Source organism: Paenarthrobacter sp. TYUT067, assembly GCF_023656375.1.
Classification (GTDB): domain Bacteria; phylum Actinomycetota; class Actinomycetes; order Actinomycetales; family Micrococcaceae; genus Arthrobacter.
On the sequence record NZ_JAMOIT010000024.1, the window covers coordinates 1 to 19,993 of the forward strand.

The window sequence follows — 19,993 nt, forward strand, 5'->3', positions numbered from 1 at the left end:
TCAAAAAAACAATCGGTATCAACAAACTTGGCACACTATTGAGTTCTCAAACAACAGGTCACTATCCCAGAGCAGTACCACCAGCCTCAACTGGATCGCTCCGGAGCAACTTTTCAAACTTACCCGATCAGCCAGATCTTTGCAAATCAACGTTTCCGCGATTCCCGATCCAGGCCTCGGCCCCACCCGCCACGTGCACACTCAAAAGCATGCCAATTTTCAGGCTGTTATCAAAGGGGTTGGCCTCCGCGGTTCTCAGCTCCAAGCTGTCTCACTCGCGGCGACTCAGAAGACATTACACGCCCACGGGCCTCGGTACAAATCGCCCCCATATCGAACCCAAAACCCCGAAAACACGGGCCGAACTCGCTCATCAAGGCCCCAAACCAACATAAACCCGAGAAAAACAACCTTAGTGAAGCCCATCACACAACCCAGCCATCCCGCCAAAGGCAAGACCCCGAACACACCACAACCACCCGCCGTCGAACACCCACCCAACCCGCAAAACCAGAGAGCGACGCCCCCAAACCCGCGGGAAGTGAGAGAGCGACGCCCAAAAACGGCAAATAAGTGAGAGAGCGATCCACAAAAACCCGCGGGACGTGAGAGAGCGTCGGAAGGTGGAGGCGGTCATCCGGCAGCACGCGTCCAAGGGAGGAACGACCGAGCGCACAGAGGATGACCGCCGCCACCGACCCAACCAGACACCGCGCCAACCGCGCCAACCCCACCAACCGACCCAACCAGACACCGCGCCAACCCCACCAACCGACCCAACCAGACACAGCGCCAACCCCACCAACCAGACTCCCCACCAACCACCCACCGCGCCACGCCCGCGCCAACGACAGAGGGCCCGGCACCAGAAGGCACGCTTAAACGCAAAAGGGCCGGCAACCATAACGGTTGCCGACCCTTTCAGAGCTTCGTGATTACCAGGAAGACTTGGTGATGCCCGGGAGCTCACCACGGTGAGCCATGTCGCGGAAGCGAACACGGGAGATACCGAACTTCTGGAGCGTGCCACGGGGACGGCCGTCGATCTGGTCGCGGTTACGCAGACGGATCGGGGAGGCGTTGCGGGGCAGCTTCTGCAGGCCGAGGCGTGCAGCTTCGCGTGCTTCGTCAGTCGCGTTGGGGTCAACCAGGGTCTTCTTCAGTTCGAGACGCTTGGCAGCGTAACGCTCAACAATGACCTTGCGCTGCTCGTTGCGAGCAATCTTGGACTTCTTCGCCATGTGTTTAGCGCTCCTCTCGGAATTCGACGTGCTGGCGGATCTTGGGGTCGTACTTCTTCAAGACCAGGCGGTCAGGATCGTTACGACGGTTCTTGCGGGTTACGTAGGTGTAACCGGTGCCCGCAGTGGACTTCAGCTTGATGATCGGACGTACGTCCTTGTCCTTTGCCATTAGAGCTTTACTCCTCGTGCCAGGATGTCAGCAACGACTGAGTCGATGCCGCGTACGTCGATGGTCTTGATGCCACGGGCTGACAGGGTCAGCGTGACATTACGGCGCAGGGACGGAACCCAGTAGCGCTTCTTCTGAATGTTCGGGTCGAACCGACGCTTGTTGCGACGGTGCGAGTGCGAAATGCTGTGTCCAAAGCCCGGCTCGGCTCCGGTCACTTGGCAGTGTGCTGCCATGACTCTCCTCCAAAGATTGAATGTAACGGCGTGCAGATGTTCCTGCGTTACCGTGCGACAGGCAGCGTCCGCATCCGTTCCAAACCATTTCGGTAGTTTCCGCAGCAACTGCGGCGAAGAAGGTTGGCCTCAGGTCCGGGCAGTGGAAACCACTGGATCAGAACCTGGGATACCGGGCGAATACAGGAATGCACGCAACTTGAGCCCCTAACTACCGGCCAACGGGATGTCAGTCAGACTGACCTTCACCACCAACCGGAGCAATTGCACACGATCCGCACTACCTAGCGCCTAACTATTCTACGGGTCAGGCCAAATTAAGACCAATCAGGAATCATAAGCCTCCGTCAGGCCTTTCACAGCAGAATGAAAGGAATCGTGGCGAGTCTTGATTCATGACCTCGCTACTCACCTCCGACGCACCGGCGAATAGCGCCCCGGAAGGGGCGAAACGCAAGCGGCCCGCCGCCGTCGAACGTTTCCACACACAGGCACGACGGCGGCTGGCCCGGACCGACGTCCTGGGTTTCCTTGCGTGGTTGTCACCCGTGGCGGCGGTGGCGCTGTGGCTGGCCGATGGCGGTATCAGCGGGTTCTCCTCGTTCGCCGGAACCATGACGGCGCTGGGAATCATTGCAGGACTGATCGGCATGGATGTGGTTTTGCTGATGCTGCTTCTGGCAGCCCGGATCCCGTTCATTGACAACACCATCGGCCATGACCGCGCCCTGGAAGTCCACAAATGGTTGGGCAAGCCGGCGCTCTATCTTCTGCTTGCCCACGGCGTGCTGCTGGCTATCGGGTACGGCGCCGCAGAAGGACTGGATCCTGTCAGTGAATCAATCTCGTTGTGGGTGAATGTTCCGGATATGTGGCTGGCTTTCGTCTCCATGGCCCTGTTCTTTGCCGTGGTGGTGACGTCCCTGGTGGCGGTCCGCCGCAAGTTCCCCTACGAATTCTGGTACGTAGTCCACCTGCTCACCTACGCCGCAGTGGGGACTGCCATCCCGCACCAATTCAGTGTGGGCGGCCTGTTTGCGGAGGGCACGTGGCAGCGCTGGTACTGGTTGTTGCTCTGTGTGGGAACCGGCGCGGCACTGCTTTGGTTCCGGATCTACCAACCCATTGCCGCCAGTTTCAAGCACCAGCTCACGGTGAGCAGGGTGGTCCGTGTTTCGGCGGATGTCTTCAGCATCGAAATGACCGGAAGAAATCTGGAGCGCTTGTCCGGGGCCGGCGGCCGGTTCTTCTTCTGGAGGTTCCTGGCCCCCGGGCACTGGTGGCAGCCCCATCCGTTCAGCCTGTCGGCAGAGCCCATTCCAGGGAGGGGCAATCAGCCCGGCAAACTCCGCATCACCGTACGCACGCTTGGCAAAGGCACGGCCAAGCTTGCGCACATCAGGCCCGGCACCAAAGTGGCAATCGAAGGACCCTACGGCATGTTCAGCACGGCCGCCAGGACCCGGAACAAGGTGGTGATGATCGGTGCCGGCATTGGGATTACTCCCCTGCGCTCGTTGCTCGAAACAACACCGTTCCAGCCCGGCGAAGCAACCGTTCTGCTCCGTGGCCACCAAGACTCGGAGTTGTTCCTGGGCCAGGAGATCATGGCCCTCTGCAAAGCCCGGGGCGTCACCCTGTTCCACCTTCTGGGCCCACGTTCGCAGGGCGATCACGCCTGGCTTCCCCAGGACGCAGTCCAGGCAGGTTTTGGACTCCATTCCTACGTTCGGGGCATCGCGGACGCCGATGTTTATGTCTGCGGGCCGTCCCCCTGGGCTGCGTCCGTCATCCGGGACGTCGAACTGGCAGGCGTCCCCGCACAGCAACTCCACTACGAAAGGTTCGACTGGTGAGAATACGGGCAGCTTTGGCAACAGCCGTTGCATCGGCAGGCATCCTGCTGGCGGGGTGGCAATCGGGATCGCACGTGGCCGAGACTGGCACAGCCACCACCAGCCTCAGCAGCAACACCACCGGCGGCGGCGCCGGATCCGCCGCGAGCGAAGGTTCCGGGACAGGCAGCAGCGGGTCCAACGGCAGCACCGGCTCTTCTGACACCGGCAGTACCGGCAACTCAGGCAGCACCGGCAGCACAGGGACGGGAAGTACGACGGCGGCAACGTACGACGGTTCCACCGTCCAGACCCGCTACGGTTCCGTGCAGGTCCGGGTCACCATCCAAGCCGGCAAAATCACCGAGATCACCCCACTGCAGCTGACCGACGCGGAACGAAAGTCCGCCCAGATCAGCAGTCGCGCGGCCCCCGTATTGCGGTCTGAAGTCCTCCAGGCACAATCGGCCAATGTCCAAACGGTAGGCGGCGCAACCATCACCAGCGACGCCTACCTCACCTCCCTCCAGGCGGCCCTCGATGCAGCAAACTTCTAGCCGCCCGCAGCTCCGTGCGCGGACCTTCCACAGCATGGGCACCGTGGTGAGCCTGACGGTGGCGAGCACCTCCGCACCTGATACCGCCGTGGACGAGCTGGAGTCCGCCGTCGAGGTCCTGGAAGGGATCTTTGCCAGCCTCGACCTGACGTTCAGCCTCTACCGGTCCGGGTCCGAAGCAAACAGAATCAACAGCGGCGAGCTGGCTCTGGCTTATGCATCCGAGTCTCTCCGCGACCTGTACACAGAGGCCTCGGAATGGCGATTGGCCACTGATGGGGCTTTCACGGCAGAGCGCCCGGACGGCAGGATCGATCTTTCGGGAATCGTCAAAGCGCACGCAGTCCGGGAAGCCGCGGTGTCCCTCCGGGCCTTGGGGCTTCAGGACTGGTGCATAAATGCCGGCGGGGACGTACTGGTCAGCGGATCACCGGAAACCAAGGCGGCAGCGGGTCCCTGGTTGGCCGGCATCGTGGACCCCGGGGATCGTCAGTCACTGCTTGGCGCCTACCCGCTGGCGGCCAACCGGGCCCTTGCTACTTCGGGGTCCGCCGAGCGCGGAGAGCATATCTGGACAGCCGGCTCGGATCGCCCGGAATTCATCCAGGTATCGGTCGCGGCGACGGAGATCGTCACAGCGGACGTGCTGGCAACAGCGATTGTTGCTGGCGGCACCCGGGCGTTGGATCACGCGGTGGAGCAGTGGGGCGTGGATGTCCTGGCGGTCCAGCGCGACGGGTCGTTGCTGGCAACACCGGGCTTCCGTGCCTAAAAGCTTCCGCGCCTAAAAGGGCTTGATCAGTTCCGCGTACTTGGGGCTGAGTCCATCACCGGAGGAAACTCCACGGAGCCTCCGTGATACCCACGGTGCAGCCGATTCCTTCACCCAGCGCGCATTGGCCTTGAGGGTTTCCACGCGGTTGGCCAGGCGGATCGGGGCAAGTTCCGGCACCTCCACCGCATGCTCGTGTTCCAGGACATCCAGGACCCGTTTGGCCATGTTGACGTGTCCGGCCGAGGACATGTGCATCCTGTCCTCACCCCAGAGGCGCCAATCGTTGTACTCATCAAAACGCCAGTAGTCCACCAGCAACGCACCGTGGTTGTCCGCGATTTCCCGCACCAGCTCGTTGTAGATGGCAGTCCGCCCGCGCATGGCGCTGAAAACTTTGGATCCCTTGGCGTCAAAGCCCGTGAAGAGGACCACGGTGGCGCCGGACGCGCTCAACTTGGCAATGCCGGCGTCGTACTCGTCCAAAAGTGAGTCAATATCGATCTTCGGCCGCAGGATGTCGTTAGCCCCCGCGTACAGCGTTACCAAGGTGGGGTTCATGGCGACGGCGGCGTCAACCTGCTCGGCCATGATCTGGCGCAGCTTCCGGCCGCGGATCGCCAGGTTGGCGTAGCCGAAGTCGGCGTTGCTGTGCGCCAACTGCCCGGCGACGACGTCGGCCCAGCCGCGAACACCGTTGGGGCGGGTGGGATCGTCGTCTCCGACGCCCTCAGTAAACGAGTCCCCCAAGGCAACATAACGGGCAGAAAAATCCATGCCGTCAGTCTGCCACTTCGGCGCCCGAGGCCACAAAGCACCCGTAAAGGGGGTTACGAGTCACGGAGGATCCAGTGGTTGTTGTCCAAGCGGGCCACGATTTTCTCACCGATGCGGGCAAGATCCGCGACGTCGTCGGGGCTGAGCGAATCGAGCATCAGCGTCCGCACTGATTCAACATGCCCCGGGGCGAGGGACACGATGGTGGACATACCGGCGTCCGTCAGGTGGGCAACGGTCACACGGGCGTCGCCGGGGTGCGCCTGCCGTTCCACCCAGCCGCGTTTCTGCAGCTTGGTGACGACGTGCGAAAGCCGTGACAGGGAGGCACTGGTCCGCGCAGCGAGCTCACTCATAGGCAGGTACCGGCCCTCGGTCTCGGAGAGCATCGCGAGCACGTTGTAGTCGAACAAGGACAGTTTGCCTGCCGACTGAAGCTGGGTGTCCAACGCCGAGGGGAGCAAGGTGTTGATGCTCAGCAGGGCCAGCCAAGCACGGCGTTCGTCGGCATTCAGCCAGCGGGGTTGAGTCATGCCTCCATCTTATGAGAATTCGCTGATTCCTAGGTCGCCGCCCCTGCTCAGGCGATAGGCTGGCGGCATGTTTGTCGTCTCATTGAACTATAAAGTTCCCGACGAAATTGTCGACTTCCACCGCCCGGGCCACATGGCCTGGCTTAAGGACGCGTTCGACGGCGGCATCTTCCTTGCGTCCGGACGTCGCGTCCCTGCCACGGGAGGCGTGCTGCTGTCCAAAGTGGACCGGGCCACGTTGGATGCTTCGCTGGCCAAGGACCCGTTTTACAGCAACGGTGTGGCGGAGTTCGAGATCATTGAATTCACGGCGACCAGTGTGGCCGAGGGTTACGAGAATCTGCTGGACAGCTAGAGCTTTCCGCACGCTCTCTCACATCTCACCCTCCCCAGCCGGGCGCTCTCTCACATCTCACCCTCCCCAGCCGGGCGCTCTCTCACATCCTGCGCCTTGCTTTCAACCAGCTTCCTAAGACCGCCCTTGCGGGGAACCTTGACGGGCTCCGGCCACCGGGCCTGTGTGGAATCACCCAAAGTCACGCCCCGCAGTTTCCGCCCGAACAACGGAACCACCCAATCGTTGACCCAGCGGCGTTGGGCTCGTTCCCACTCCCGGAGCGTCACCCGCGACGGTGGTTCCCATTCCTTTGGCCTGATCTTGTGGGGCACATTCAAGTGATTGAGGACCTGCGCGGCTAAGTACTTGTGCCCGGCTTTAGACATGTGCAGGCGGTCAGGAGCCCACATCCGTTTGTCCTTAAAGGCATCGAAGCACCAATAATCCACCAGCACCGCACCGTACTTGGCCGCAATTTCCCGGACCCGTTGGTTGTACAGGGTGTTTCGCTTCTTGAAAGGCTCCAGGACCGCCGAGACTTTAACATCGAAGCCAGTGAACAGGACCAGCGTCGCCCCGCTTTCGCTGAGGCGCGCGACCAGCATCTCGTAGTCATTGAGGAGAGCATCCATGTCTGTACCGAAATCGAGGATGTCGTTACCCCCTGCATAGACCGTAACGAGCGTCGGTTCCATGGCGAGGGCTGGCTCAAGTTGTTCATCGATGATGTGCCGGAGCCTCTTGCTGCGCACGGCCAAGTTGGCGTACTCCCAGCCGGGCTGGTCCTTGGCCAACTTCTCGGCCACCCTGTCTGCCCAGCCGCGCACCCCGTTGGGCAACACCGGGCTGAGGTCCCCCACGCCTTCGGTGAAGGAGTCCCCGATGGCGACATACCGCCGTCGAACGCTGTTCCCGTCCCCGAGTTCCTCCCGCACGGCAGCGACGCTACCCGCCCCCGGTTACACCAGAGCCAACCCCAAATGAACACAACGAACGGGATGTGAGAGAGCAACGCCCAAAAACCGTCGGGAAGTGAGAGAGCATCGGAAGGTGGGGCGTTCACGGCCGCGGCGGCGGTTTTGGGTAGGAGCGCATCGCGGCCCATCGTGATGTGAAGGTCGCCCAGCGACCGCAACGTCACCTATGGGCCGTGTCTAAGCGACGGCAAAACCGCCGCTGCGGGCGGCCCGGCCCGCACCCAGGGGCTTAGCCCTCCGCTTTTCCTCGTCGCCAGTAGCCCATGAAGGCAACCTGCTTGCGGTCGATACCAACGTCCCGCACCAGGTAGCGGCGCATCTCCTTGATCACGAATGCTTCGCCGGCGATCCAGGCGTAGAAGGGCAAGGCTCCGGCAGGCAGCGTGGGGTTCTTGGTGGCCTCGATGGCTGCTGCGTCCATGCGTTGCGGGGTTTCCCACAGGATGTCCTGATCCACGTTGACGTCCTCGGGCTCCGGACCCGCCGCGGATCCTGCGCCCTTGAGTCCAACCCAGCCGGGAACGGGAACGGCCTTGGCAACAGCCTCTTTGAGCAGCTCACCGTGCGGGCGGGAGCGGCCAATGGCAGCCCCACGTGCCAGCCAGGTGATCTGGATGTCTGCAGCGGTGGAGATGTCCTGGAAATCAGCAGCTGAGGGTACTTCCAGGAAGGCGTGGCCGGTCATGTCCGCAGGCAGGCTCTCCAGAATGGCGCTGATGGCGGGAACGGCAGTTTCGTCGCCCGCAAGGAGCACGCGCTGCGCCAGGCCCGGACGCCATTCGATGCCGCCGTAGGCTCCGGCGGTGGTGCACTGCGCTGCCCTGTTGTTGGGGCCGATGATGGTGAGGGCATCGCCGGGCTTCGCGGCAGCGGCCCAGTTGGCTGCGGGTCCACCATTGCCGGCGTCGTCGAAGTGCATCACGAAGTCGATGTCGATTTCCGGGTACACGGCATCCAGGCGTTCGGAACGCACGGTGTAGGTGCGCATGCTGCCGCGGACGGCCGGGTCCATGGCAAGCCACTCCTGGTACCAGCCGGCCTCCTCCATGGTGAAGGTGGGCAAGGGGATGATCCGGCCGGCGTCGTCGATGGAAGGAATCATCAGCTTCACGCGCAGGTCCAGGGTGTCACCGGCCACTCCAAAGTCCCGCAGGCAGTATCCGCCGAAAGTGATCCTGCGGAAGTTGGGGCTGAGCTCCTGCACCGCGGTCACAGTGACATCGAAGGCGAGGGTCATGGGTTCCACTGCGGCGCTTGCTTTGGCCTGGGTCGGTTGTGCACTCATGATGCGATCTCCAGTTCGTTGGTTGAAGCGGTACGTGCGTGGTGGCGTCCGATGGGGACGATCAGCGGTGTGCCTGAAATGGGGTCCGGGACCACCCGGGATTCCAAGCCGAAAACGTTGAACACAAGTTCCTCCGTGACCACTGCAGTGGCGGCGCCTTCGGCCACGATGCACCCGCCTTTCATGGCGATGACGTGGTCCGCGTAGCGTGCAGCAAGGTTGAGATCGTGCAGCACGATCGCCACGGTGGTGCCGCGGCTGCGGTTGAGGTCGGTGATCAGGTCCAGGACCTCAACCTGGTGCGCCAGGTCCAGGTAGGTGGTGGGCTCGTCCAGCAGCAGAACGTCGGTTTCCTGGGCCAGGGCCATGGCGATCCACACGCGCTGACGCTGCCCGCCGGAGAGTTCATCGATGTCCCGCTCAGCAAGCTCCAGCGTGTCCGTGGCGTCCAGCGCACGCTGCACCGCGGCGTCGTCGGACTCGCTCCAACTCCGGAAGAAGCCTTGGTGCGGGTACCGGCCCCGGCCCACCAGGTCGCGGACGGTAATGCCGTCCGGGGCGGTGGGGTGCTGGGGCAGCAGGCCGAGGGTCCGGGCAAGTTCCTTGGCGGGGCGGCTGTGGATATTCTTGCCGTCCAGCGTGACGGCACCACCGGCCGGCTTCAGCAGGCGCGAAAGGCCGCGGAGCAAAGTGGACTTTCCGCAGGCGTTGGCGCCCACGATCATGGTCACTTTACCCTCGGGGATTTCGGTGGACAGGCCCTCCACCACTTTGCGCTGCTCGTATTGCAGCGTAAGGTCCTGGGCATTAAGGACGGCCATCTCAGGCCTCCTTTCGGTTCGACGTGACCAGCAGCCACAACAGGAAGGGGGCACCGAGGGCGCCGGTGACGACGCCGACCGGGAGGACGGTCCCGTCAAGGATGACGGGTGCAATGTTGGAGGCGAAGAAGTCGGCCAGGAGCACGATCAGCGCACCGGTGAGGGCCGACGCCGGGAGGCTGGGTTTGCGGACGATGCGCCGGGCGATGGGTCCGGCGAGGAAAGCGACGAAGGCGACCGGACCGGCGGCGGCAGTTGCGACGGCGGCAAGTCCGACGGCGGTTAGCACCAGTCCCAGCCGGGCGGCGTTAACCTTGATGCCAAGGCCCGCGGCGGTGTCATCCCCCAATTCGAGGATGCGCAAAGGCCCCGCGAGGGCAATAACGGCTGGTATCAGGACCAGCAGGGAGACCAACAGCACGCCTGCACGGTCCCACGTGGCCGAATTGAGGGAACCGTTGAGCCAGATCAGGGCATCCGCTGCGGTGCGGATATCGGCGCGGGTCATGAGGAAGTTGACCACTGCGTGCAGGGCAGCGGCGATGCCAACGCCCGCCAGGATGAGACGGTTGCCGGCAGCGCTGCCGCGGCTACCTCCGCCTGCACCGGAACCTGTTCCGCGGGAAATCATGTAAATAATGGCGGCAACACCCAAGGCACCGCCCAACGCGGCCCCGGAAACCACGGCACCCGAGGCACCAAATATCACGATCGCCGTCACTGCCGCAGCACTGGCACCGTAGCTGATGCCAATGATGTCCGGGCTCGCCAGGGGGTTCCGGAGCATGGTTTGGAACAGTGCACCGGCCAGGCCGAAGGCAACGCCGATCATGGTTCCAACGACTGCCCGGGGCAGTTTGTGCTCCATCACGATGAAGCTCGCCCCGGGGATTTTCTCGCCGCCGGTCAGGTGGTTGATGACGATAGTGAAGAAATCCGGGATTGTCACGGTGTAACTGCCCAGGAGCACGTACACGGCAAACATGGCCAGGACGGCGAAGCCTAGCCAGAAAGTGGGGCTCAGTGTCCGCCGAAGTTGCACAGAATGAGGCGACACCTGGGGGACCGTTTTGGTAGTGCTCACAGTCCTGCCCCCTTGCCGCGGCGGATGAGCCAGATGAACACCGGTGCTCCTACCAAGGCCGTCATGATTCCAGCGGGGACCTCGCCCGGAAGGAGGATCACGCGGCCAATAATGTCCGCGCTAATCAGCAGAATGGGAGCTGAGACCATGGAGAACGGCAGAATCCAGCGGTAGTCGGGGCCGGTTAGGAAACGGACAGCGTGCGGAATGACCAAGCCAAGGAAGCCGATGGGACCCGCCAACGCGGTGGCCGAGCCACACAGCAGGACGATCCCCAAGCCGGTGATCCCACGGGAGAGGCCGACGTTCTGGCCCAGCCCGCGGGCAATGTCGTCGCCCAGCGCCAAGCTGTTAAGGACGCGGCCGCCGGCCAGGATGATCACGGCGCCGGTTGCCAGGAACGGGAGTGCGGGCAGAAGCACGGACCAGTCGCGGCCGCCGATGCTGCCCACTTGCCAGAAGCGGAAACGGTCAAACGTGTCCTGGCTCGATACCAGGATCACATTCAGCAGGGAGAAAAGACCGGCGCTGAGGGCAGCGCCGGCAAGCGCGAGTTTGACCGGGGTGGCACCGTCCCGTCCGCGGGAAGCAATGGCGTACACCACGACGGCGGCCGCTGCGGCCCCAATGAAGGCGAACCAGATGTATCCGGTCAGGGAGCCAACGCCAAAGACGTAAATCCCGATGACCACCGCCAGCGCCGCTCCGGCGTTGAGGCCCAGGATGCCTGGATCTGCCAACGGGTTGCGGGCCACGCCCTGCATGGCCGCGCCTGCCAGGCCCAGCGCGGCACCGGCCAGGAGACCCAGGACCGTGCGGGGGATCCGGGCGATGACCACGGCGTGGTTGCCGTCCGCCGCATTGAAGTTAGTGAGGGCTTCCCACACCGTGGAGAGGGGAACTCCGCGTGCGCCGACCGCCAAGGATGCGGCGGATACTGCTGCGAGTACGACGACGGCCACCAGCAGCCAAGCGCTGCGCGTGAGTGCAGTGCGCTTGTCCGCTGTCCCACGGGCGCCGGCTCCCCTGCCGGTTTCCGCGGGATCGGGGGTGATGCCTCCCGGGCCGGCCGACACCAAAGTGCCACCGCCCCGCCCCCGGAGTGTCGTCGTCGTACTCAGTTTCATTGCAGTTACTTGCCTGCTGCGTCTGCTGCTTTACCCAGCTGCGGGAGGAACGTGTCCAATGCCCACGGCAGGCTCAGCGGCGATGAAGCGGAGATGGAGAGCGTCAAGGTCTGGTCCGAATCAGCAACCAGGGCACCCTTCTTGATGGCAGGGATCTGGCCGAGCAGCGGGTCAGCCTTGATGGCGTCGGCAGTGGTCGCGTCCGGCACCCAGGTGACGAAAACGTCGGATTCGAGCTCGTTGGCCTTTTCAGCAGACCACGGGATGAAGAATTCCGTGTTGCTCTTGGTGTTCTCAGTGACCACGGGGGCGAGCCTCATGCCGATTTCGGAGAGGAAGCGGGGGCGGTTGTCGATGGCGGTGTATACGTTGGCGCCGTCACCCTTGGCAGGCTCGAGGTTGCCGTAGATGAAGGTCTTGTCCTTAATCTGCGGGAACTTGGCGACCTTCTCCTTGACGGTGGATTCGGTGTCTTCTACCAGCTTCTTGGCTTCGGCTTCCTTGCCCAGTGCCTTGCCGATCAGGGTGGTGCTTTCCTGCCAAGGCGTGCCGTAGGCGAGCTCGGGCTGGGCCACCACGGGAGCGATTTCGCTGAGCTTCTTGTAGTCAGCTTCTTCCAGGCCGGAGTAGGCGGCCAGGATGACGTCCGGGTTGAGCTTGGCGATCTCGGTGAAGTTGATGCCATCTGCCTCGGAGAACTGGACCGGGGCCTTGTCGGTGCCAAAGCCGGCGCCGAGCTTCTCCAGTGCTGCGTCCTTCCAAGGGGTGGAGCCCTTGTCGTTATTGCCCCACTCGTTCTTCGGAACACCAACCGGGACAACACCCAGGGCGATCGCGACGTCATCATTGACCCACGAAACGGTGACTACGCGCTTGGGCTGTTCCTTGATGGTGGTCTCGCCGAAGACGTTTTTGATGGTCACGGGGAAAGCTGAGGATGCTGCCTGCTCAGTTGCCGGAGTGGACGTTACCGGACCAGTGGAGCAGCCGGTGAGGGTAAGAGCGACGGCGGCCAGAGCGGCCGTCGCGGTTCCTGCTGTCTTGAGCAGGGCGCGGCGTGGGAGAAGGGAAGCCACGGGACTCCTTAAGTAAGTGATGCGAACCTAAGTAAGGCTAGCCTAGCCTCTGGATAATTACGAAACGTTTGCGTCACGTAATCCGCTCAACTGGTTAAATGCGTCGCAGATCACGCCCTCTCTCACATCCCGCACCCTTCAGCCAGACCCTCTCTCACATCCCGTGCCCTTCAGCCAGACCCTCTCGCAGTGGACACCTGCCGGAAGGTTTGAAAGTATTGGCGGCAGCGGACTACCGCTTCTTATGGAATCGATCGAGGGGATGAGCGTGCGCACTGTTTCAGTGGCTGCAGCCACGGTTGGCGAGGTGGCCGCTTTGGCCTGCTTGGCACTCCCTCGCACGTCGGTATCTTCCTAGGCTCTTAGCCGGGCACCCGTTTTCCGGGTCTTTTTGCTGCGCCCGCTTTCTCAGATGACCGACGACCCCTGCCATTTCCCGCGCGCCCACTAAGGCACGCGGACGTCGACCATTTCCGAAAGAAGAAGCTTTGCCATGCAGAAAATCACTGCCCAACAAATCCGTTCGTCGTTCATCAATGCCAGCCGCTCAGAGGCTGCCAAGCTGAATCTCCCCCGGAACTTCGAAACCCTCGACTGGGACAACCTGGAGTTCCTGGGTTGGCGCGACGAGAAAATGCCCCAGCGCGGATACCTTGTGCTTCCGCACCGGGGCAAGCTCACCGGGATCATGCTCCGCGCTCCTGAAGGCGGATCCGGAAAAAGGCGTGTAGTCCTCTGCGAACTGTGCCGGGACGTATTTTCGAAGGACGACGTTTATCTGTGGGTGGCCAAAAAAGCCGGACAATCCGGTAAGGACGGGAACACAGTGGGGACACTGATCTGCGCTGAGTTCGGTTGTAGCGCCAACGTGCGCAAGGAACCGCCCGTCAATGAGATCAACCCGGACCCTGCCGCCGTCATCGTTCGACAAATCGCGGGACTGGAGTCCAGAACCGAACAGTTCCTTGACCGCGTCCGCGCGAAGTAGCCGCGAATAATTCCCCAAGTAGGTAGCAGCAGGTGCCGTTTTGAGGCGGCATCAAATCGGCCTTAACTGCTACCTACTTGGGCCAGCCGGGGAGAGGTGACGTCACCGCAGGACGATATCCACCGGGTTCGCCTCGGAACGCCACGCTCCCGGCTCGCCGGGCCCGGCGATAACCGGAGCCGTGAGCACTCCCGAGCGGTTGGTTCGCTTGTCGCGGAGGATCTCGGTGACGGACCCAAGGTGCCTGGAGAGATCAATGACGTTTTCCGGCGCAGCCAGCAACAGCTGGAAACCGAACTCGTGGAGCGCCTTGATGCCCGCGCCTGCGAATTCCTCGGAAGCCAGCACGAACGCTTCGTCCATCATCACGGTGCCGTAGGTGGTGAAGCCCTGTTCGGCGATGCCCAACTGGTAGCTCAGCGCAGCAGCCATGATGAACGCCGTGAATCGCTGGCGCTCACCGCCGGACATGGAACCGGTATCGGCATGCATGAAGACTTCGGTCTTCTTCTTGCCGGCCTTGCCCGCGGCGGCTTTGGAAGCAACTTCCCTGTGCTCCTTGCACTGAATAAACAGGTGCCCGCGGACGTCCAACACCTCAGCCCGCCAACGCCGATCCTCCGGCGTCTGCGATCCGAGCCGCTTGACCAGGGTCTCCAACGACTTATAGCGCGCGGTGAGCTCGGCGTCGTCGTCCGTTTCGGCCGGACCAGCGGCAGCTCCGCGCGAGGGCCTGGTGTGCTTCGCCTTCAGGGCGTTCTGGATCGCATCCTTGAACTGTTTGGCTGTGGCCGGGAGCGTCTGCTTGATGTCCAGTTCCAGGAAGCTGCCCTCATGGAAGTTCACCTGGGACAGGATGCCGTTGAGGGGCAGGATGCGGCTGGTGATGCTGCGGCGTTCCTCATCCAGCAAGTGCAGGAGCGTGCTGAACGACTCATGCGTGCGCTGGTTGAAGAACAGCCGGAACTCGGCCTCCTGGGCGGGCAAGCCATCACTGACGATCGCGTGGTACCGGGATTCGAAGTCCCCGGCGGCGCCGATCGACGTGCCATGATCGGCGCTGATGGCACTTCCCCAGTCCCGCACGAACGCTTCGAACATGCGGGTCAACCGCTCGGCGGTCGCTTGCCCGCGCGATTCCGCGGCGTGCAGTTCGTCCAGCAGCTTGTTGCGGACGCTGTTGGCCAGGTTGTCGAGTTCGTACAGTTCAGAGAGGTCGGTGACGCCCTGGAAGTACGGCTCCAAAGCGGTGACAGTAGAGGCCGACGGCGGTGCTTGCTCCAGCTTAAGCCTCGCGGCATCGAGCAGGCCGTCCGCCGTGGTCATCTTGTGATCCAGCGCCTTGTATTCGCTCTGCAGAACGGCAGCGGTACCTGTGGAGGACTGGTGCTTTTCCCTGACGGTTTCGATGCTGGCCCGCAGCGGTTCCAGGTCCGCTTGCGCGGCCAACGCATCTGTCAGCCGCTGTTCGATCCTGGCCAGCTCGTCCGCGGCCACGGCTGCGGAAACCTGTTCCCATGGCCGTTCGTCTTCAGCGACGCGACGCAGGGCTTCGAGCTGCCGCGCCATACCCTGATGCGAATCTTCGCGGCTTTGGGCAAGTTCCGCGGCCTTCACAAGCTCGTTTTCCAGCTCGCCCACACGCGCTGCCACAAGTTCGAGCTTGGAAGCGTTGTCGAAACCGAGGACGTAATCCTGGCGACTCGTAAAACGGTCGTCCTTCTCCACGGTGTGCCGGTTGCGTTTGATCACGCCGCCCAGGCTCAGGCCCTTGTCCATCGAGGCAAGCTCGTCCGGGTCCTCGACACACGGGTAGGCGAAGTCCAGGGCGATCCGCTCCCGGATCCACTCTCCCGCGTCAGCATTGGCACCCGAGGTGAGAATGCTCAACTTAGTCAAGAGGTCGCCGTCGGACACTTCCTCAACAGCCAGCGCGCCACCGGCGAGCGGCTTGGACACATCAACAGCACGGAGGGCACCGCGGACGGTGTTGTCATTCAAATATCGGGTCACCGCCGCGAAATGCTCACCCGGTACCAGCAATGTGGTGGCCAGGTTACGAAGCGCGCGCTCGGCGGCCGGGCGCCATTGATCCTGCCCCTCGGCGAGATCGATCAGCTCGCCACCAAACGGCATCCGCTCTTCCGGGACCCCGGTTGCCGCTGCGATGGCTGCCCGGTTTTCAATGCTCGACGGCGGCAGCAGGGACTTGCGCGAGCGCAAGGAAATCAGCTCCTGCTGAGCTGCGGCAAGCTCACGCTTCTTAGTGGCGTGGCCGTCAAAAGCCTCGAAGCGAAGCTCTTTGAGTGCCTCCGAATCGTCCTTCAACTCGGCCGAGCGGGCGGCTGCCTGCTCATGCGCCTGATCCCACCCTTCGGCGGACCATTCAAGGTTCAGCCCGGCATCGGCCAAAGCCTTCTTCGCCGAATCCTCAACTTGCTGACGCAGCTTCAGGCCAACCTTGGCGTTCTCCAACGACTGCTCAATCGCCGAAATGGCGTTGCCGCCGCGGTTGTTGTAGTCCAGCTCAAGGTCGCGGAGTTCCTTGGCCAAATCATCCCGCACCGTGCGCTCGGCAGCCAGTTCCTGAGCCTTGGACTGAGCCAACTCCTTGAACCGGGCCAACGTCTTGGCATGGACCGTGACTGCAAGCTGCTGCTTGTAAGCCTCGAACTCTTCGCCAGCCAACTCACGGAGACGGTTCGCGTCCAGCAATGCCTGCGCGTACTCCTTGTTCAACCCCGGTACCGGAGCCAACTGGTCCCGCTGCTGCCGGACGTCCTCCAACCGTTGCCGAATGGACATCAGGTTGCTGAATTCCTCCACCACATCATCGGCTGCAGCCAACGTTGCAGGAGCATCAAGCACCTGATCGCGGAAGAACGTATTCACGCTGCCGCCCAAGCCCTTGCCGGCCTGGATCACGCGAAGCAGCGGAAGGGCCTGGTCAGAGTTGATGCCCAGAAGCCTGCGGAAGCGCTCGGCGAAGGCCTTGTGCACATCGAAGACCTGCCCATCCGGGAAAATCGACTCCAACGCGCCCTTGGTGAACCGCTTCTGCGCAATGCCCTCGATTGCCTCGAGGTCCAGCGGTTTGCTGTCAATGACATAGAAGCGCCCGACACTGGACTCCGTGCCGTTTTTCGGAAGGTCGAACAGCGCCGACACCGTCACCTTCGTGCCGGCTGCGTTATCAAACGTCAGCGCGACGGCGGACCACGTGGCACCAGGGCGCTGGAAGGCACTCGCCGAGCTGTCGCCGACCGCCTTATCACCAACCTTGCCGCGCATGTAAGTGAATGTGGTCCTCTTATCCTCTACAGCGCCACCGGAACGCTGGGCGGCGGCCTCGTTCGAGCGCGGGCGGGCATCGAAAACACGGAGCATCGCATCAAAAAGAGTCGACTTGCCGACGCCCGAATTACCCGTCAGGAGGGTGCCCTTGCGGTCCACGTGCATGGTGTGGGCGCCATGGAAGGTGCCCCAGTTAACCACCTGTACCAACGCGAGGCGCATCTGGCCTGGGTTCGTGAGCTCGCCGAGAGGGAGCATGCTTGCGATGGTCACTTGGCTGCCTCTTCTGTTGACGGGTCACTGTCCGCGGCGGTACGCACCATCGCAGGCCCGTCACCATCCCCGTCGTCCAACTCGTCATCTGAAGGGCTGGTTGGGTTGGAATCGGGATCGAGATCCAGGAGGGGCTCCGTGCCTGATTCGTCGGCTGCTACTGCTATCAGGGCCTCGATTTGGGCTGGGATGTCGCCGATGTTTTCGAAGGGCAGGGCCAGTGGGAGGGCGTTGCTGATGGTGTAGGTGTCGTCCAGCGGGGTGGGGAGGATGAGTTGGCGGGCCAGGAGTTTGGTGATGGTCCGGGTGACCACGTCGGAGTCGCGGAGGGCGTCCTGTTGGCCAGACGGCGTGTAGTTGGCCACGAGGTCTGAGATCTCTTCGCGGGTGATGGTGGGGTCCGTTTGGGCTGTGACATGGCGGTCCAGCAGGAGTCGCAGTCGCAGCAACACAATGGTTTCCACGCGGCTCAGGGCACGCTGCTGGCGCAGGATGCTGGAGCGGGAGCTGGCGCCGATCACTTCCGGGTCAACGGGTCGGAGGACTGCGATTTTGCGGTCGTGATCGAGCTGCAGGGTGAGGAACAGCTCGGAGAGGCGGCTGCGGAGGATCAGTTGGTTGTCCAGCAGCGTGGTCCACAGTTTCTCGTCGCGGCCACCGTCAATGTACGGGCCCTTGAGCAGTTTCACCAGCGCATGCCGAACCTTCATCGGCAACACTCCGGTATCGCCGGGGAAGAGAGCAGCGCCATCCACAAAAGTGTCCCGCGGAGTGATCCGGAAGGGGTCCGAGTGGCTGATTTCCGGAACCGGCTCAGCCTCCGCATCCAGCTCAGGCTCGACAACCTGCTCGGGCTCGACACCGACTTCAGCCACCGCTTCGGTGACGCTGTCCGCTGCGGTGACGTCCGTCGTCGTGATTTCTTCAGTCATCAGAATCCTCATTCAGCTTGACGACAGGCAGGTACGCCGTGCGGATGCTGCCGTCGATTTGTTCGAAGTCGATGTGTTCCCAGGTGGCCCTGTCAAAGGCTGCGCCCGTCTGAAGCGCCATGGACAGCAGGGTGCGCACGGTGTTGATGTGGCGTTCTTCGGCGGGCAGGTTTTCCCAGGCGTCGCCCAGGGTGGCGGCACCGGCCATGGCTGCCCGGACGACAGCAGGCTTGGCCTTTCCGGTGCGCGCCGACCGTACGCGGTCGGAGTCGCTGAAGGCGATGGGGTCGGCAAGGCGCGGGGGTGTTGCAAATTCGTCGGGGTCGAAAAGTTTGACCATGGCCAACGACTCGAACCCGGCGTTAAACAGCACGGGCCCGCGGACCAGACCGGGACGGTCTCGCTCGTACGGCATGGACCGGATGGCTTGCTCGGCTTCGGCAAGCACCTTGCGCAGGCTGACGGACTGCCTGACGTCGTCGCTCTGAATGTAGGTGTTCAGGCTTTCGGAGAGCTTGCCGTAGATTCGCTGGATCTGGCTGTGCTGATATCGCAACTCGGCCACCAGGTTTTTCAGCGTTTCGCGGTCCTCATGGGATAGGTCGTCCGCAAATTGACGGCTCAGCACCTCACCGATCGCCGAGCGGAACCGCAGTTGCTGCTGCGGGTCCTCCAAGAATGCGGTGAACGAGCGGAAGGTTCGTCCCTCAGGGCTTTGCCGCAAGCGCTTGTCGGCCTCCAAAACCTGGGCCATGGTGGCGCCCTTGCTCAGGGATTCCTCAATAATCTGGTTCCGGAGCTCACCCACCAGTTCTTCGATCCGGTCGCGCATTTTCTTGTAATCCGCCGGCAGGCTGGCTGCGAGGTCCAGGATGTTGCCGGCAGCTTCCACAGCTTCTTCGTCATCCAGAAGTCCATCGAACTCACCGGAGCTGATGTCCTCCACCAACTGCTGCCGCTCCTGGATTTCCTCTTCGAGGGCTTCCAAGCGCGCGCTCTGGTCCGGGTTGGTCTCGTTGGCGAGCTTCTCAACGTCGCCCAACAATGTGCCGAGCCGAGAACCGTTCAGCGTGGAACGCTCGCTGGAGAGGCTGTCCAGGAAAGCCAGCACACGGGCGGCCGGTTCGGTGACTTCGTAAACGATCTGACCTGATTGGCTACGCCGGGTCAGGAATTGTTTCCTAGTCCACTCGTCGCCGAAAAGCTTGCCGTTCTGTTGGCCGCCCAACGCCGGGTCTTGGCGGCGGAGCTGCTCAAGGAAAGCATCGACGTCGGCATGGAACTCTTCGAGCGGAAGCTGCGGCCGGGTGCGGGTAAAGGATGCCTGCAGCACGGCGATCACCCACGGAGCCGACCGCGTCAGGGCCCAGGCAGGCCCTTTGGTCAGCTGCTCGAGATCACGGAGCCGGGCGCCGATGGCGTCGGCGGAGGACATGGCTGAACGGGACAACTACTCTCCTTCAGCTGCTGCGAAACCTGGCTGGCAGCGAAAACTGCCCCGTACAAGGTTAACGCAGAGCGTCGCCGGGGCGACCGACCGCCGGAAGCGGCGCCGTCGAGCCTTGCCGGAAGCACCGCCGTCGCAACCATTCCGTAACCTACCGCCTGGTATGGTTTCGATCCCATATCAACGCCGCCGCGAGGCGTTTCCGCACTGGCCGGAAACCATGGACGCC

At 62.8% G+C, this 19,993-nt stretch carries 19 protein-coding genes; 5 read left to right on the forward strand and 14 right to left on the reverse strand.

Annotated elements, in window-relative coordinates; translation table 11 throughout:
• Positions 1-935: 935 nt before the first annotated feature.
• The 3 genes from rpsN to rpmB are packed head-to-tail and all read right to left on the reverse strand — an operon-like array spanning position 936 to position 1,649.
• On the reverse strand, positions 936-1,241 hold the full coding sequence (gene rpsN / locus MOD31_RS18870) for a 30S ribosomal protein S14 (protein WP_011776360.1): 306 nt from the start codon (positions 1,239-1,241) through the stop codon (positions 936-938).
• A gap of 4 nt (positions 1,242-1,245) precedes the next feature.
• A complete protein-coding gene (rpmG, locus tag MOD31_RS18875; protein WP_003798558.1) occupies positions 1,246-1,413 on the reverse strand; it encodes a 50S ribosomal protein L33 in 168 nt (55 codons plus the stop codon).
• The gene (gene rpmB / locus MOD31_RS18880; RefSeq protein ID WP_011776361.1) at positions 1,413-1,649 is read right to left on the reverse strand and encodes a 50S ribosomal protein L28; all 237 of its coding nucleotides are present in this window, start codon (positions 1,647-1,649) and stop codon (positions 1,413-1,415) included. Before rpmB ends, rpmG begins: the two co-directional genes overlap by 1 nt.
• 395 nt (positions 1,650-2,044) lie before the next feature.
• Here rpmB and MOD31_RS18885 point away from each other — a divergent pair, with 395 nt between their 5' ends.
• From MOD31_RS18885 to MOD31_RS18895, 3 genes are read left to right on the forward strand one after another with little or no spacing between them, the layout of a single operon-like run.
• Positions 2,045-3,505 carry a ferric reductase-like transmembrane domain-containing protein gene (locus MOD31_RS18885; RefSeq protein ID WP_250821386.1) on the forward strand — a complete coding sequence of 487 codons (1,461 nt, stop codon included), beginning with the start codon at positions 2,045-2,047 and terminating at the stop codon, positions 3,503-3,505.
• On the forward strand, positions 3,502-4,041 hold the full coding sequence (locus MOD31_RS18890; RefSeq protein WP_250821387.1) for an FMN-binding protein: 540 nt from the start codon (positions 3,502-3,504) through the stop codon (positions 4,039-4,041). Before MOD31_RS18885 ends, MOD31_RS18890 begins: the two co-directional genes overlap by 4 nt.
• The gene (locus MOD31_RS18895; protein WP_250821388.1) at positions 4,025-4,813 is read left to right on the forward strand and encodes an FAD:protein FMN transferase; all 789 of its coding nucleotides are present in this window, start codon (positions 4,025-4,027) and stop codon (positions 4,811-4,813) included. Before MOD31_RS18890 ends, MOD31_RS18895 begins: the two co-directional genes overlap by 17 nt.
• Before the next feature lie 12 nt (positions 4,814-4,825).
• Here the strand turns inward: MOD31_RS18895 and MOD31_RS18900 are convergent, their stop codons facing one another.
• Both MOD31_RS18900 and MOD31_RS18905 read right to left on the reverse strand, forming a co-directional pair.
• Positions 4,826-5,590: an SGNH/GDSL hydrolase family protein gene (locus MOD31_RS18900; protein WP_142937672.1), complete on the reverse strand. Its 765-nt coding sequence runs from the start codon at positions 5,588-5,590 to the stop codon at positions 4,826-4,828.
• Positions 5,591-5,643: 53 nt separating this feature from the next.
• Positions 5,644-6,123 (reverse strand): MarR family winged helix-turn-helix transcriptional regulator, encoded by a 480-nt coding sequence (locus tag MOD31_RS18905; RefSeq protein WP_017198795.1) that lies wholly within the window; start codon positions 6,121-6,123, stop codon positions 5,644-5,646.
• Positions 6,124-6,190: 67 nt separating this feature from the next.
• On the opposite strand from MOD31_RS18905, the gene MOD31_RS18910 reads away from it, so the two are divergent.
• A complete protein-coding gene (locus tag MOD31_RS18910; protein ID WP_250821389.1) occupies positions 6,191-6,478 on the forward strand; it encodes a YciI family protein in 288 nt (95 codons plus the stop codon).
• Between the two features lie 50 nt (positions 6,479-6,528).
• Here the strand turns inward: MOD31_RS18910 and MOD31_RS18915 are convergent, their stop codons facing one another.
• From MOD31_RS18915 to MOD31_RS18940, 6 genes are all read right to left on the reverse strand, one after another.
• The gene (locus MOD31_RS18915) at positions 6,529-7,395 is read right to left on the reverse strand and encodes an SGNH/GDSL hydrolase family protein (RefSeq protein WP_142937671.1); all 867 of its coding nucleotides are present in this window, start codon (positions 7,393-7,395) and stop codon (positions 6,529-6,531) included.
• Between the two features lie 271 nt (positions 7,396-7,666).
• Entirely contained in the window at positions 7,667-8,722 is a 1,056-nt protein-coding gene (locus MOD31_RS18920) for a siderophore-interacting protein (RefSeq protein WP_250821390.1), read from the reverse strand.
• Positions 8,719-9,543, reverse strand: a complete 825-nt coding sequence (locus tag MOD31_RS18925; protein ID WP_142937669.1) for an ABC transporter ATP-binding protein — start codon at positions 9,541-9,543, stop codon at positions 8,719-8,721. The genes MOD31_RS18920 and MOD31_RS18925 overlap by 4 nt, the downstream gene beginning before the upstream one ends.
• A gap of 1 nt (position 9,544) precedes the next feature.
• On the reverse strand, positions 9,545-10,528 hold the full coding sequence (locus MOD31_RS18930) for an iron chelate uptake ABC transporter family permease subunit (protein WP_250821418.1): 984 nt from the start codon (positions 10,526-10,528) through the stop codon (positions 9,545-9,547).
• A 95-nt stretch (positions 10,529-10,623) separates the two neighbouring features.
• Complete coding sequence (locus MOD31_RS18935) at positions 10,624-11,754, reverse strand: iron ABC transporter permease (protein WP_250821391.1); 1,131 nt, start codon at positions 11,752-11,754, stop codon at positions 10,624-10,626.
• A gap of 5 nt (positions 11,755-11,759) precedes the next feature.
• The gene (locus tag MOD31_RS18940) at positions 11,760-12,830 is read right to left on the reverse strand and encodes an iron-siderophore ABC transporter substrate-binding protein (RefSeq protein ID WP_250821392.1); all 1,071 of its coding nucleotides are present in this window, start codon (positions 12,828-12,830) and stop codon (positions 11,760-11,762) included.
• Between the two features lie 493 nt (positions 12,831-13,323).
• Between MOD31_RS18940 and MOD31_RS18945 the strand changes: the two genes are divergently transcribed.
• Positions 13,324-13,818, forward strand: a complete 495-nt coding sequence (locus tag MOD31_RS18945; RefSeq protein ID WP_250821393.1) for an FBP domain-containing protein — start codon at positions 13,324-13,326, stop codon at positions 13,816-13,818.
• 102 nt (positions 13,819-13,920) lie between these two features.
• Here MOD31_RS18945 and MOD31_RS18950 read toward each other — a convergent pair whose 3' ends face one another.
• From MOD31_RS18950 to MOD31_RS18960, 3 genes are read right to left on the reverse strand one after another with little or no spacing between them, the layout of a single operon-like run.
• Entirely contained in the window at positions 13,921-17,385 is a 3,465-nt protein-coding gene (locus MOD31_RS18950; RefSeq protein ID WP_250821394.1) for an ATP-binding protein, read from the reverse strand.
• A complete protein-coding gene (locus MOD31_RS18955) occupies positions 17,382-18,317 on the reverse strand; it encodes a DUF4194 domain-containing protein (RefSeq protein ID WP_223941116.1) in 936 nt (311 codons plus the stop codon). The genes MOD31_RS18950 and MOD31_RS18955 overlap by 4 nt, the downstream gene beginning before the upstream one ends.
• A complete protein-coding gene (locus MOD31_RS18960; protein ID WP_223941117.1) occupies positions 18,310-19,767 on the reverse strand; it encodes a DUF3375 family protein in 1,458 nt (485 codons plus the stop codon). The genes MOD31_RS18955 and MOD31_RS18960 overlap by 8 nt, the downstream gene beginning before the upstream one ends.
• Between the last annotated feature and the right edge of the window lie 226 nt (positions 19,768-19,993).

What these genes read in the sequence shown, in the direction of transcription:
- rpsN (WP_011776360.1), bottom strand. Translation starts at nt 1,241, where the DNA reads ATGGCGAAGAAGTCCAAGATTGCTCGCAACGAGCAGCGCAAGGTCATT.
- rpmG (WP_003798558.1), bottom strand. Translation starts at nt 1,413, where the DNA reads ATGGCAAAGGACAAGGACGTACGTCCGATCATCAAGCTGAAGTCCACT.
- rpmB (WP_011776361.1), bottom strand. Translation starts at nt 1,649, where the DNA reads ATGGCAGCACACTGCCAAGTGACCGGAGCCGAGCCGGGCTTTGGACAC.
- MOD31_RS18885 (WP_250821386.1), top strand. Translation starts at nt 2,045, where the DNA reads ATGACCTCGCTACTCACCTCCGACGCACCGGCGAATAGCGCCCCGGAA.
- MOD31_RS18895 (WP_250821388.1), top strand. Translation starts at nt 4,025, where the DNA reads ATGCAGCAAACTTCTAGCCGCCCGCAGCTCCGTGCGCGGACCTTCCAC.
- MOD31_RS18900 (WP_142937672.1), bottom strand. Translation starts at nt 5,590, where the DNA reads ATGGATTTTTCTGCCCGTTATGTTGCCTTGGGGGACTCGTTTACTGAG.
- MOD31_RS18905 (WP_017198795.1), bottom strand. Translation starts at nt 6,123, where the DNA reads ATGACTCAACCCCGCTGGCTGAATGCCGACGAACGCCGTGCTTGGCTG.
- MOD31_RS18910 (WP_250821389.1), top strand. Translation starts at nt 6,191, where the DNA reads ATGTTTGTCGTCTCATTGAACTATAAAGTTCCCGACGAAATTGTCGAC.
- MOD31_RS18920 (WP_250821390.1), bottom strand. Translation starts at nt 8,722, where the DNA reads ATGAGTGCACAACCGACCCAGGCCAAAGCAAGCGCCGCAGTGGAACCC.
- MOD31_RS18925 (WP_142937669.1), bottom strand. Translation starts at nt 9,543, where the DNA reads ATGGCCGTCCTTAATGCCCAGGACCTTACGCTGCAATACGAGCAGCGC.
- MOD31_RS18930 (WP_250821418.1), bottom strand. Translation starts at nt 10,528, where the DNA reads ATGTTTGCCGTGTACGTGCTCCTGGGCAGTTACACCGTGACAATCCCG.
- MOD31_RS18935 (WP_250821391.1), bottom strand. Translation starts at nt 11,754, where the DNA reads ATGAAACTGAGTACGACGACGACACTCCGGGGGCGGGGCGGTGGCACT.
- MOD31_RS18945 (WP_250821393.1), top strand. Translation starts at nt 13,324, where the DNA reads ATGCAGAAAATCACTGCCCAACAAATCCGTTCGTCGTTCATCAATGCC.
- MOD31_RS18955 (WP_223941116.1), bottom strand. Translation starts at nt 18,317, where the DNA reads ATGACTGAAGAAATCACGACGACGGACGTCACCGCAGCGGACAGCGTC.